Origin of the sequence: Streptomyces sp. NPDC006339 (assembly GCF_040612775.1) — a bacterium.
Taxonomy (GTDB): domain Bacteria; phylum Actinomycetota; class Actinomycetes; order Streptomycetales; family Streptomycetaceae; genus Streptomyces.
This window is the reverse complement of sequence record NZ_JBEXQW010000020.1, coordinates 92,216-104,775: the sequence shown is the minus strand read 5'-3', so window position 1 is coordinate 104,775 and position 12,560 is coordinate 92,216. Positions and strand designations below refer to the sequence as shown.

Below are 12,560 nucleotides of genomic sequence, written 5' to 3'. Positions count from 1 at the left end.
CGCTACGCACGTAGAACCCCCGGCGGAAGGGGGCCTGACGGCTGCCGTTGGTCTACGCCTGCGAAATACTGAAGGAGCTGCGGCGATGGGCCGCGAAGGGAAGAAACTTTCAGCGAGCGGAAAGCGCGCGAGGGGTGCTGACGTGCACGGAAGCGGTACGGGGAGTGAAGCCGAACCCAAGAGCGGGAGTGGTGTGGACCAGGAATTCCTCGCTCTGGAACGCGAACTGGCGGTCTTTCTGCGCCGCGCCCGCGCACAGTCCGGCGAGATGGCCCGCGAGGTCCACCCCGAGCTGGAGCCGGCGGCCTACGGGCTCTTCGTCCGCCTCGACGAGGCGGGACCCCAGCGCGCCACCGACCTGGCCGGCTACTTCGGCGTCGGCAAGGCCACGATGAGCCGCCAGTTGCGCGCCCTGGAGGAGCTCGGCCTGGTCGCCCGCGACCCCGACCCGGCGGACGGCCGCGCCTCCCTGGTCCGCCTCACCGACGAGGGCCAGGGCCGCTTCCGCCACGTCCGCGACGCCCGCCGCGAGCGCTACGTCCGCAAGCTCGCCGACTGGGACCGCGCCGAGGTGGCGGAACTGGCGCGGCTGCTCCACCACTTCAACGTACGGTCGGCGGAGGGCTGAGGGAGCCTCGCCGGGCCCCCAGCACGACCACCTCGGCGAGTGAGCCGAAGGGGCGCGCCGGGGGAACAGTCCCGAGCGCGCACAGCCCCGCGAGGAACGAGCGGGGCGAGCACGTACGGGGCTGTGAGCCCGGCTCGAGCGCCCCGGAGGCGAACCGAGCCCTCAAGAAAGAAGAACGGCGTAGGCGGCGGTGGCGTCGTCGTGGCGTTTCCAGCGGCGGATGCCGCCCGCCTCCGCGTCGGCCGTCTCCAGGGCCCGGACGCGCCGGAGCAGGCCGGGGGCGCCCTCTTGGTCGAGGACGCCGAAGAGGTCCGCCCAGTCGCCCTGGCGGAAGAGGTCCACCCAGCGGGTGGCCCCGTCGCTGAGGGCGGCCAGGGCGCGGACCGCGGTGCGGGGTGTCGTGCCGGTCACGGCGCGGGCGGCCACGGCCGGGTCGGCGGCGGCCGTGAAGAAGCCGCCCTCCTGGTTCCGGAGCCGGTCGGTCGCCTCCAGCGAGCGCAGGATCTCGGCCGGGACGCGGTCGAGCCGGTCGTCCAGGACCGCCCGTACCGTTCCGTCCGGCGCCTGGAGGAGCAGGGCCGCGTCGGACAGCACGAGGTGTTCCACCGCCGTCGCGTTCCAGCGGGCCAGGGCCACCGTCGCCTGCGGCGTACGGACGTGAGAAAGGTCACAGGTGTCGCGGTGCGCGTCCGCGGTGCGCCGGATTGCCCGCGACAGGATCTCGGACAGCGTCAGATCCGCGCGGGAAACGGACAGTTCCGTCAAAGCGCCGCCCAGTCGGGCCGTGAACCACGGCACGCCGTGCACACAACCGTCCTCGCCCGCCGGCGGCGTCACGCCGTCGAGCACCACGACCGCGCCGCCCGCCCCCGAGGCGGGCAGGGCCACGGCCACCCAGTCCTCGTTGGGCCGTTCGGGACTGCCGGGCAGGGTCGCCGCTTCCGTACGCATGATCCAGAGTCTGCCCCTCGCCCGCCCGCCGTGCATCGCTCCTTCACAACGCCTCCAAACGGCCGAATCCTGGCCTGTACCAACGGGGCGCGGACGCGGGAAGGGGCCGGGGCGGGCCGGAACCACGGGCTCCGGCGAGCTGCGGGCGGGCATCCTGCCAAAGGCCGCGCGGAAGATCCAACCGGGGGTAAGTCCGGGGCCCCGGCGGCCACCGGCACGAGTTGTTCGCCAACTACCGAGTGTTGTTCACTCGTTCGTGTGGCGGAGCGGCCGATGTGAGTCCCCTGACCAGAACCGCTGAAATGGTCGGAAGACACACCAGGGGTGGGGGCTCTTACATGTGACCGGTCGTCACCTCTGCTTCATGGCGGGACGAGTCAAGGATGCGAGCACCGGTGCAGAAGAAGCGGCCTCGGAGCAACAACGGCGCGCGGAGCCAGACCCCCGGTGACCCGCAGACCACCGGCGTGCCCACGGAGCCCACGGAGCCCGCGCAGGCCGCCGCCACCGGCCGGACCAAGCGGGTCCGCAGCCGGCTCGTCGCCGGAGTCGCCCTGGTCGGCGTGACCGTCCTCGCCGCCGGCGCCCCCGCGATCCTCACCGCCTCCGCCGACGTCGACGAGACCGTGCGCCTCGTCGCCCTCGCCGAGCTCGACCGCCAGGCCGTCACCCTCGCCCACTCCCTGTCCGACGAGCGCGACGAGGTCGTCGCGTACATCGCCGCGGGCCGGGAGGACCAGTCCGGCGAGCGGACCGGAAGCGAGTCCGGCAGCGGCGGGAACGCGTCGGCAGACCGGAAGAAGCGCCAGATCACCGGCGCCCGGTCCGCCCGCGTCGACCGCCAGATCGACGAGATCCGCGACGCCGCCCCCGCCGAGCTGCGCCGCGAGCTCGCCACCGTGCCCTCCCTGCGCCGCACCGCCCTCACCGGCAAGGGCAGCGCCCTGGAGGCCCACCGGGCCTACACGGAGATCATCGCCAAGCTCCAGGACCTCGCCGACCGGCTCGCCGAGCAGACCCCGGCCCGCGCCGCCGAGGCCGTCCGGGCCCCCGCCGCCCTCGGCCGCGCCACCGAGCAGGCGTCCGCCGAGCGCGGCCTGCTCCTCGCCGCCCTCGCCGTCCCGCGGCCCGAGTCCACCGGCTCCACCCGCTACGACCCCGCCACCGGCACCTACGTCACCGTCGAGCCCGACGGGGCCGAGGAGGCCGAGCGGGCCCGGAACGCGCTCACCGCCGCCGCCCAGCAGGCCCGGGTCCGCGAGCTCGCCGCCCTCGCCGACTTCGACCAGGCCGCCGACGACTCCGCCCGCGACTCGCTGGCCGCCACCGTCACCGGCCCCGACGTCAAGAGCGCCGAGCGCTATCTGACCCGGCTCACCGACCGGCCCGAGCTCTCCGAGTCGGAGCTCGACACGGACCCCGCCAAGCTCGACGCCGCGCTGTCCGCCCGCATCGAGCAGATGCGGGGCGTCGAGTCCGCCCTCGCCGCCCAGCGCGCCGAGCGGTTCGCCGAGCTCCGCCAGGACGACATCACCGCGCTCGAACTGCGCATCGCCCTGCTCGGCGGCTGCCTGCTCGTCGCCGTCGGCATCTCCACGTACGTGGCCCGCAGCCTCACCAGGCCGCTCGCCGTGCTCCGCATCGGCGCCGCCCGGCTCGCCGCCGTGTCCGAGCCGCAGTCCGTTCCGGAGGCCGACGCCGGGCCGGTCCGCTTCACCGGCCGCAACGACGAGTTCGCCCAGGTCGTACGGTCCCTCAACACCCTGCACGGCCGGCTCGCCGACCTCTCCGCGCGGGCCGAGCGGCTCGACGGCGAGCGCGCCGACCTGGCCGAGGCCCGCGACGCGCTGGCCGCCGAGCTCGCCGCCCAGCGCGCCGAACTCCAGGGGCAGACCGCCCGGCTCACCGCCGAGCTGGAACGGCTCCGCGGCACCGTCCGGCACACCTTCGTCAACCTCTCGCTGCGCAGCCTCGGGCTCGTCGAGCGCCAGCTCGGCGTCATCGAGAAGATGGAGGAGCGCGAGCAGGACCCCGACCGGCTCGCCACCCTCTTCAAGCTCGACCACATGGCGACCGTCATGCGCCGCCACAGCGAGAACCTCCTCGTCCTCGCCGGCCACGAGCACCACCACGGCCACCCGGGCCCGGTCCCGCTCGTCGACGTGCTGCGCGCCGCCGTCAGCGAGATCGAGCGGTACGAGCGGGTCAGCATCCAGTCGCTGCCGCCGCACGCCCAGGTCGCCGGGTTCGCCGCGGACGACCTGAGCCACCTGGTCGCGGAACTCCTGGAGAACGCCACCTCCTTCTCGCCGCCCGACTCCCACGTCCAGCTCTCGGGCTGGCTCCTGGAGTCCGGCGAGGTCATGCTCTCCGTCCAGGACGGCGGCATCGGCATCGCCCCGGCCCGGCTCGCCGAGCTCAACGCCCGGCTCGCCGACCCCGAGATCACCGACGCCGAGGGCGAGGGCCTGGGCATCCGCGTCACGGCGCTGCTCGCCGCCCGGCACGGTGTGCGGGTGGAGCTGCGCGAGCAGAAGCAGGGCGGCGTGGCGGCCGTCGTGGTCCTGCCGCTGCCGCTGCTGCCCACCACCCCGCCGGCCGCCGCGGTCCCCTCGACCGTCCCGGTCACGGGCGCGACCCCGGCCCCCGCCCTCCACCTCCCCGGCTGCGCCGCCGAGGCCAACTCCAACACGCTGCCCTCGCGCCACCGCGACCCGCTGGTGGAGGCCGCCGAACGCGCCATCGCGCAGGCGGAGGCGGAGGCGGGGGCGGGGCCGGCGGCGGCCGAGCCGGACACGGCCCAGGACCCGGCCCAGGACGCGACCCCCGCCCAGGACCCGGCCCCCGCCCACGCGGCGGACGAGGACCCGGCCCCGGCCGAGGACCACGAGTCGGAGTCGGAGCCGGAGTCGGAGCCGCAGGCCCAGCCGCAGCCGGAGCCGCAGTCGGACCCGACGCCCGGGCCCGGCCCGCGCGCGTCGCTCGCCGAGACCACCCTGCAGGTGCGCCTCCCCGACCCGCCGGACGAGCCGGAGGCCCACGACCGGGCCGCCGAGGAGCCGCCGGCCGCGCCCGGGACCGCAGCCGGAACCGGAGCCGACAACGGGACCGAGGCCGAAACCGCCGGGCCCCGGCCCGGCCAGTGGGAGCGGGTCACCGACAAGGGACTGCCCAAGCGGACGCCGCGGATAGTGCGACAGGCCACCACCCCCGCCGCGCCCATACGCAGCGGTGGCGTGGACGCCGAGGCGCTGCGCAGGCGGCTCGGCGGCTTCCAGCGAGGAGCAGAGGACGGCCGCCGCGACGTGGCCGCCGAGATCCGCGCCGCACGGACCGCACGTACCGAGGAGAAGACGGGGGACACAGTCGAGGAGGCACGCAGTTGACTGCGACCGGAACATTCGGACTGAGCAGCGAGGCCCGCAACCTGCAATGGCTGCTGGGCAACCTGGTCGAGGAGGTGCCGGGGGTCCGCTCCGTCGCCGTCGTCTCCTCCGACGGGCTGCTCCTGCTGTCGTCGGACCCGGACGTCCAGACCGGGGCGCCCACCGCCGACCGGACCGGCGGCCCCCGTGGCTCCAGCGCCGACCTCGCCACCATCGTCTCGGGCATCGGCAGCCTCACCGTCGGCGCCGCCCGGCTCATGGACGGCGGCGGGGTCAAGCAGACCATGGTCGCGATGGAGGAGGGCAGCGTCTTCGTCATGTCGATCAGCGACGGCTCGCTGCTCGGCGTGCACGCCGCGCCCGACTGCGACATGAGCGTCATCGCGTACCACATGGCGCTCTTCGTCGGCCGCGCCGGACACGTCCTGACGCCCGAACTCCGCAGCGAGCTGGCCAAGTCGGCCTCGCCCACGGCCTCGCCCACGGCCCCGCCCACGGCCCCGTCCACGGCCTCGTCCACGGAGGGCGCCCAGTGACCGCCGCCGCCCACGCCCACCGGCTGCCGATGCGAGGGGAGGGGCGCCGCCCCGCGCGGGTCCGCCCGTACTCCCTCACCGGCGGCCGCACCCGCTTCGGCCACGTCCTCCTCGTCGAGACCTTCGTGGCCGCGCTGGAGGCCGCGCCCAGCCGCAAGGTCCTGACCGACGGCGGCCCCGCCGCGCGCGGACTGATGCCGGAGATGCGGGCCATCGTCGAGGTCTGCCGCCGCATGCGGACGGTCGCGGAGATCTCGGCGCTCCTGAAGATGCCGTTGGGTGTCGTCCGGGTGCTGCTCAGCGACCTGGCCGACCAGGGAAAGATCCGTGTGTACGGGACCGGTCACGGCACCGGCCAGCCCGACCGCGCGCTGCTCGAAAGGGTGCTCAGTGGACTCCGCCGTCTCTGAAACGCCGGTGATCGCCGGAATCCCCGCCCAGCCCGAGGCGGCGGAGCCGGTCCCCGAACCCGAAGAGGGTGCCCAGGACTGGCAGCTCGACCACACCCGCGCCCCGATCGCGACCAAGGTCGTCGTCGCGGGCGGCTTCGGCGTCGGCAAGACCACCTTCGTCCGCGCGGTCTCGGAGATCACCCCGCTGCAGACCGAGGCGCTGATGACCCGGGCCAGCGAGGAGACCGACGACCTCACCGCCACGCCCGACAAGCTGACCACGACCGTCGCGATGGACTTCGGCCGGATCACGCTCGACGAGGACCTGGTGCTGTACGTCTTCGGGACGCCGGGGCAGCAGCGGTTCTGGTTCATGTGGGACGACCTGGTGCGCGGCGCGATCGGCGCGGTCGTCATGGCCGACACGCGCCGGCTGACCGACTGCTTCCCCGCGCTGGACTACTTCGAGAGCTGCGGCCTGCCGTACATCGTGGCCGTCAACCACTTCGAGGGCACCGAGCGCTTCGAGGTGCCGGACGTCCGGGAGGCCCTGACCGTCCCGCCGCACGTCCCGGTCCTGATCATGGACGCGCGCAAGCGGTACAGCGTGGTCGAGACGCTGCTGGCCATGGTCGAGCACGCCCTCGAAGCCACGCCCGAATAATCCCCTCCCCGAGCACACCCCCAAGGTCGCCCCATGCGGAAGATACTCATAGTCGGCGCCGGTCAGTCCGGCCTCCAGCTCGCCCTCGGACTGCAGTCGAAGGGCTACGAAGTCACCCTGATGTCCAACCGCACGGCGGACGAGATCCGTGCCGGGCGGGTCATGTCCACGCAGTGCATGTTCGACACCGCCCTCCAGCACGAGCGCGACCTCGGCATCAACTTCTGGGAGTCCCAGGCCCCGCGGATCGAGGGCCTCGGCGTGTCCGTCGCCGGCCCCGAGTCGGCCCGCGTGATCGACTGGGTGGGGAAGCTCGACGGCTACGCGCAGTCCGTCGACCAGCGGGTGAAGATGGCCGGCTGGATGGAGACCTTCGCCCAGCGCGGCGGCCAGCTCGTCATCCACGGCGCGGCCGTCGGCGACCTGGACTACTTCTCGCGCGGCTACGACCTGGTGCTCGTCGCGGCCGGCAAGGGCGAGCTGGTCTCCATGTTCGGCCGGGACGCCGCCCGCTCCCCGTACGACGCGCCGCAGCGCGCGCTGGCCGTCGCGTACGTGCACGGGCTCGGCCCGCGCCCGGAGCACCCCGACTTCGACGCGGTGCGGTGCAACCTGGTGCCGGGCGTCGGCGAGCTGTTCGTGATGCCGACCCTCACCACCTCGGGCCGCGCCGACATCCTCTTCTGGGAGGGCGTCCCCGGCGGCCCGCTGGACGTCTTCCAGGGCGTCAAGGACCCGGCCGACCACCTGGCGCTCACCCTGGAGCTGATGGAGCGGTACACGCCCTGGGAGTACGCCCGCGCCACCAAGGTCGAACTGACCGACGCCGGCGGCACGCTGGCCGGCCGTTACGCCCCCACCGTCCGCAACCCGATCGGCCGGCTGCCCTCCGGCGGCCTGGTCCTCGGCGTCGCCGACGTCGTCGTCGCGAACGACCCGATCACCGGCCAGGGCTCCAACTCGGCCTCCAAGTGCGCCGCCGCGTACCTCGCCGCGATCGTGGAGCACGGCGACCGCCCCTTCGACGAGGCGTGGATGCAGGCCACCTTCGACCGGTACTGGGACACCGCCCGGCACGTCACCAAGTGGACCAACGCGATGCTCGGCGTCCCGCCGGAGCACGTCCTGAACCTCATCGGCGCGGCCGGGCAGCTCCAGCCGGTCGCCGACCGCTTCGCGAACGGCTTCAACGACCCGGCCGACTTCGAGAACTTCTTCTACGAGCCGGAGAAGACCTCCGCCTACCTGGCCTCCGTCGCCCCCGCCGCCGACGCCTGAGACCCGTCGAACCCCTCGTCCGTGCCGTCCGTGGCCCCCTCCGGGAGCTCGGGCGGCACGAACGTCTTCAGGGGCTCCCCGGCCGGGTCGGGCCGGACCGCGCCCAGGAGGGGATTGGCGGCGAGCGGCGAGACCTTGATCCGGGCGCCGGGGCGGGGGGCGTGGACGACGAGGCCGTCGCCCAGGTAGAGCGCGACATGCGTGGCGTCGGGGAAGTAGACGACCAGGTCGCCGGGGCGCAGCCGGGTCAGGGGGACGCGGGGGAGGGTCTGCCACTGCTCCTGGCTGGTGCGGGGGAGCGTGCGGCCGGCCGCGGCCCACGCCTGCTGGGTGAGGCCCGAGCAGTCGTACGTGTCGGGGCCCTCGGCTCCCCACTCGTACGGTTTGCCGATCTGCCGCACCGCGAAGCGGAGGGCCTCGGCGCCGGCGGCGGACGGGGTGCGGGCGCCGTCGAGGGCGCCGCTGCCGAGGAGCTGGCTCTGGGCGCCGGCGGTCTGGGCGTCCTCCAGGGAGGTCAGCCGGGCGAGCTGGTCGGAGGAGAGGGAGGCGAGCAGCCGCTCGACCTCGCGGAGCTTCGCCTGGGCCGTCTCCTTGTGCTTCTTGCGGCCGGCGAGGAGGGTCTGCCGGCGGTCCAGGGCCTTGCGGGAGGCCGTGGCCAGGGCGTCGGCCCGCTTCTCCGCCGCCTGGAGGCGGGCGACGACCCCGGCCCGCTCGCGGGCGGCGCGGGCCAGCAGACGTTTCTGGTCCAGGGCGCGCTGGGGGTCGGGGGCGAGCAGCAGGCCGAGGTAGGGGGAGAGCGCGGAGCTGCCCTGGTACTGCCGGCGGGCGAGGCGGCCGGCCTCGTCGCGCCCGCGGGCCAGGGCGCGCCGGGCGGCGGTCAGTTCGGCGGTGGTCCTGCGGGTCTCGGCCGTCTGCTGCGCCAGGGCCTCGTCGGCGGCGCTGTACGCCTGGCCGGCCCGTTCGGACTCCTGGTAGAGCGTGCGCAGCCGGGTGAGCAGTCCGCCGACGGAGGTGTCGCCCTCGTCGACGGGGGCGGCGGTGGCCGCCGTGCCGGCGAGGGTCGTCGTCACGGCCAGCACCGTCGTACAGACCGTGCGCAGCAGTCGTCCGGGCACGTGCACGTCACCACCTCCAGGAGGGATAGAGGGATGATGACGCGATCGATCGTGTGATGAAGCGATGATCGGGCGGGTGTTCCGCCTGCTCACTCCTTCGGAGCAGCGGGCCTCGGGTTCTGTCCGGGGTCCCGGCCGGGGCCTCGGTCCGGAGCCTGGCCAGGGCGCTGGCCCGGGTTCAGGCCCGGGTGCTCGTCCGAGTCTTGGCCCGGGTTCAGGCCCCGGGGCTCTGGTCCTGGTCCTGGTCCAGGGGCCGGTCCGGGCGGCTGTCCTGGCCGGGGGCCGGGCGGGGGCTCGGCTTGGACCACGGCCACTTCAGCTCGCGCCGCTCCCGCCCCTCCGGCGCGTACACGTACACCCAGCCCCGCTGGAGCCGGAGCCGCTTCGTGTGGCCGGCGGGCTCGCGGCGGTAGGCGTGGACGGTCGCGGGGTGCCCGTCGTGGGCCGGCACCGGCACCTCGTACCACTGGGGCGGGTGACCGGTCGGGCCGACCAGGACCGGCAGCACCCGGCCGTCGAGGGGGCCGCCGCGGAAGGGGGTGTTCTCGCTCTTCACCCCACCAGTGTCACAGGAGGTGCGCGGCCGCGCCGACCACCGGGATCACCTTCCTGGCCAGGGTGCCGACCGGCCCCGCCGCAGTCTCCTGGGCGAGCAGCCGGGCCACCACCTCACCGGTCTCCGGGTCGCTCGCGGCCGTCGCGGCGAGCAGCGCGACCAGGTGGTCGACCAGCCAGTCCCGCAGCTCGGCGGCCGGCGGCCGCTTCCCCTCGTCCACCCAGATCAGCGAGGCCGCCTCCACGGCCGCGATCCACGTCCGCACCATCATCGACAGCCGCGGCCCGGGCCGCTCCACGCCCAGGTGGAACAGGATCTGCTCGGCCGCGGCCCGCCGGACCTCGTCGACGATCGCCGTGGTCCGCGAGGTCTCGGCGACGCTGCCGCCGCGCAGCAGCGCCGCGAACCCGGCGTCGTGCTCGTCCACGAAGGCCAGATAGCGGTCCAGGACCCGGGCCAGACGTTCCGTCGGCGGCCCCTCGGGCGGCTCGGCGAAGCAGTGTTCAAGGGCGTCGGCGGAGGAGCGCAGCGCCGCCTCGTAGAGCTGCTGCTTCCCGCCGGGGAAGTAGCGGTAGACGAGCGGGCGGGAGACGCCGGCCGCCTCGGCGACGTCGTCGAGCGAGACGTCCTCCGGCGGCCGGTGCGCGAAGAGCGACTGGGCCGCGTCGAGCAACTGGAGCCGCCGCTCCTCGACGCTGAGCCGGCGGTACGCGGGCGAGGCGGCACTGGTCATGCCCCGCAGCGTATCCCCGGCCCCGGCTCCTCAGGCCAGCAAACCCGACGACTTCCACAGTCGCCGCCCCGCGCCGCGCAGCACGCCGATGTCGTCCAGGAAGTCCGTGAGCCGCCGGGCGCCGGACTGCATGACCTCGCGGCGGTGGCCGCTCGCCCGGACCTGGGCGACGGCCTCGCGGCGGTCCAGGCCGACGTTGTCGTAGACCGCGGGGTTGACGAAGCAGGTGGAGAAGACCCGGGCGGCCTCGCCGCAACTGAGGCGGGTGAACTCCTGCTCCCAGCGCGGGGCGGTGATCATCTGGCGGCGCAGTTCCTCCCGTGCGTAGCGCACATGGCGGGCCTCCTCCACCACGTGGATGCGGGTGACGCCGCGCACCAGGGTCTGGACCCGCTCGTCCGGGAAGGTCAGGCGCTGCATCCAGTCGAGTATCTCCTCGCCGAGGAGGGTCGCCGCGAAGGAGCCGGGGGTGGTGGAGACGGTCTTCAGGAGCCGGGCGAGGTTGTGGTAGATCCGCGGCACCGGGTACTCGGGCGCTCCGCCGCGCCGGATGAGCCGGGCGAACATCATCGAGTGCCGGCACTCGTCGGCGATCTCGGTGAGGGCGTAGCGCACATGGTTGCTGGTGAGCGACTTGTCGTAGATGTGCCGGACGAGCAACTGCATCAGAATGATCTCGAACCAGATGCCGAGGGAGGCGAGGGAGGCCGCCTCGTGACGGGAGAGGTCGATCCGCTGCTCCTCGGACATCCGCCGCCACAGCGGGGTGTCGTAGAGGGAGACCAGCTCCGGCGGCCAGAACCACTTGCCGTCCTCGAAGGGGCTGTCCCAGTCGAGCTCGGTGTCGGGGTCGAAGGAGTGCTTGAGGGAGGACTCCAGGAGCCGCTCGGCGACCTGCTCGCGGTCGCGCAGCGGACCCAGGGCGTCCCGGAGAAGGGTGAAGTCGGGCTCGGTGAGACTGGCCATGGCGGGAGGCACCTCGCTGGGGGATGGCGGGCGGACGGCTGCTCGTGCGTGCTCCTGGGGCTGGCCGGCGGGCCGCTACTTATAAGACTCCTCGTCAGTAACGTCGTCAATCCCTCAGTTTCGACTTGTTGACCCTGCGTCTACCACCGTGTGAGCCTGCTGGAAAAGAACGGAAGGAGCCGTCAGTGTCGACGCACGACCTCTATGCGCAGGCCCCGAAGGAGCCCGTCTGGCAGGTGCCGGCCACCGGCGCCGCCCGCTTCAACTGGGACTACGACAACGGGCGTGACCGACTCCTCGCCCTCTACCAGAAGGGCAAGGACAAGCAGTGGGACGGGGCCACCCGCATCGACTGGGACCTGGAGGTCGACCCGTACGACCCGCTCGGCACCCCGGACGAGGCCATGTCCCTCTACGGCACCCGGCACTGGGCCAAGCTCACCGACAAGGACAAGGGTGAGCTGCGCCGGCACTACGCCTCCTGGCAGTTCAGCCAGTTCCTGCACGGCGAGCAGGGCGCGATGATCTGCGCCGCCCGGATCGTCGAGTCCGTGCCCGACATGGACGCGAAGTTCTACTCGGCGACCCAGGTCATGGACGAGGCCCGGCACGCCGAGATCTACGCCCGCTTCCTGCACGAGAAGATAGGCACCCTCTACCCGATCAACGACAACCTGCAGAGCCTGCTCGGCGACACCCTGCGCGACTCCCGCTGGGACATGCCCTACCTCGGCATGCAGGTGCTCATCGAGGGCCTCGCGCTCGCCGCCTTCGGCATGATCCGGGACACCACGAACAAGCCGCTGCCCAAGCAGATCCTGGCGTACGTGATGCAGGACGAGGCCCGGCACGTGGCCTTCGGCCGCATGGCGCTGCGCGACTACTACAAGCAGCTCACCGACGCCGAACTGCGCGAGCGCGAGGAGTTCGTCATCGAGGGCTGCTACCTGATGCGCGACCGGTTGCGCGGGGTCGAGGTCCTGGAGAACTTCGGCGTCCCGAAGAAGGAGGCGGAGGCACTCAGCGAGCAGAGCGAGTTCCTGCACCTCTTCCGCAAGCTGCTCTTCAGTCGCATCGTGCCCTGCGTCAAGGACATCGGCCTGTGGGGCGAGCGCCTCCAGAAGGCATACCTCGACATGGGCGTCTTCGACCTCGGCGACTCCAACCTCGACCTGCTGATGACCCAGGACGAGGAGATCGCGGAGGCCCTGGACCGCGAGCGGTTCGCGGCCGAGGAGCGGGAGCGGGTGGCGGAGGTGGCGGAGGCGATCGCGGAGGGTTCGTCGGACGGGTAGCCGTACGGACGGGAAACGGGGTGAGCCCCGGCCGCCTGCTGCGAGGCAGGCGACCGGGGC

General features: G+C 73.5%; 12 protein-coding genes. 7 read left to right on the top strand and 5 right to left on the bottom strand.

From position 1 onward, the window contains the following. The first annotated feature begins 85 nt into the window (after positions 1-85). Entirely contained in the window at positions 86-628 is a 543-nt protein-coding gene (locus tag ABZ135_RS18140) for a MarR family transcriptional regulator (protein ID WP_356696805.1), read from the top strand. Between the two features lie 162 nt (positions 629-790). Here ABZ135_RS18140 and ABZ135_RS18135 read toward each other — a convergent pair whose 3' ends face one another. Next, a complete protein-coding gene (locus ABZ135_RS18135; RefSeq protein WP_356696803.1) occupies positions 791-1,579 on the bottom strand; it encodes a hypothetical protein in 789 nt (262 codons plus the stop codon). A 395-nt stretch (positions 1,580-1,974) separates the two neighbouring features. Between ABZ135_RS18135 and ABZ135_RS18130 the strand changes: the two genes are divergently transcribed. Genes ABZ135_RS18130 through ABZ135_RS18110 form a run of 5 tightly spaced genes read left to right on the top strand, consistent with a single transcriptional unit; the run spans position 1,975 to position 7,835 of the window. Next, the gene (locus ABZ135_RS18130) at positions 1,975-4,965 is read left to right on the top strand and encodes a nitrate- and nitrite sensing domain-containing protein (RefSeq protein ID WP_356696801.1); all 2,991 of its coding nucleotides are present in this window, start codon (positions 1,975-1,977) and stop codon (positions 4,963-4,965) included. Next, a complete protein-coding gene (locus ABZ135_RS18125; protein WP_356696799.1) occupies positions 4,962-5,501 on the top strand; it encodes a roadblock/LC7 domain-containing protein in 540 nt (179 codons plus the stop codon). Before ABZ135_RS18130 ends, ABZ135_RS18125 begins: the two co-directional genes overlap by 4 nt. Before the next feature lie 29 nt (positions 5,502-5,530). After that, a complete protein-coding gene (locus ABZ135_RS18120) occupies positions 5,531-5,911 on the top strand; it encodes a DUF742 domain-containing protein (RefSeq protein WP_356696865.1) in 381 nt (126 codons plus the stop codon). Beyond that, positions 5,892-6,557: an ATP/GTP-binding protein gene (locus ABZ135_RS18115; protein WP_356696797.1), complete on the top strand. Its 666-nt coding sequence runs from the start codon at positions 5,892-5,894 to the stop codon at positions 6,555-6,557. The genes ABZ135_RS18120 and ABZ135_RS18115 overlap by 20 nt, the downstream gene beginning before the upstream one ends. A 33-nt stretch (positions 6,558-6,590) precedes the next feature. Continuing rightward, a complete protein-coding gene (locus tag ABZ135_RS18110; RefSeq protein WP_356696795.1) occupies positions 6,591-7,835 on the top strand; it encodes a styrene monooxygenase/indole monooxygenase family protein in 1,245 nt (414 codons plus the stop codon). Here the strand turns inward: ABZ135_RS18110 and ABZ135_RS18105 are convergent. The 4 genes from ABZ135_RS18105 to ABZ135_RS18090 all read right to left on the bottom strand — a co-directional run bounded on the left by ABZ135_RS18105 (position 7,799) and on the right by ABZ135_RS18090 (position 11,205). Next, a complete protein-coding gene (locus ABZ135_RS18105) occupies positions 7,799-8,950 on the bottom strand; it encodes a C40 family peptidase (RefSeq protein WP_356696793.1) in 1,152 nt (383 codons plus the stop codon). The two genes, ABZ135_RS18110 and ABZ135_RS18105, sit on opposite strands and share 37 nt — an antisense overlap. A gap of 214 nt (positions 8,951-9,164) precedes the next feature. Beyond that, positions 9,165-9,506 carry a hypothetical protein gene (locus ABZ135_RS18100; protein WP_356696791.1) on the bottom strand — a complete coding sequence of 114 codons (342 nt, stop codon included), beginning with the start codon at positions 9,504-9,506 and terminating at the stop codon, positions 9,165-9,167. Positions 9,507-9,516: 10 nt separating this feature from the next. Then, on the bottom strand, positions 9,517-10,239 hold the full coding sequence (locus ABZ135_RS18095; protein WP_356696789.1) for a TetR/AcrR family transcriptional regulator: 723 nt from the start codon (positions 10,237-10,239) through the stop codon (positions 9,517-9,519). Positions 10,240-10,269: 30 nt separating this feature from the next. Then, on the bottom strand, positions 10,270-11,205 hold the full coding sequence (locus ABZ135_RS18090) for a diiron oxygenase (RefSeq protein WP_356696787.1): 936 nt from the start codon (positions 11,203-11,205) through the stop codon (positions 10,270-10,272). Positions 11,206-11,390: 185 nt separating this feature from the next. On the opposite strand from ABZ135_RS18090, the gene ABZ135_RS18085 reads away from it, so the two are divergent. Beyond that, positions 11,391-12,500 carry a ferritin-like domain-containing protein gene (locus ABZ135_RS18085; RefSeq protein ID WP_356696785.1) on the top strand — a complete coding sequence of 370 codons (1,110 nt, stop codon included), beginning with the start codon at positions 11,391-11,393 and terminating at the stop codon, positions 12,498-12,500. Positions 12,501-12,560: the final 60 nt, after the last annotated feature.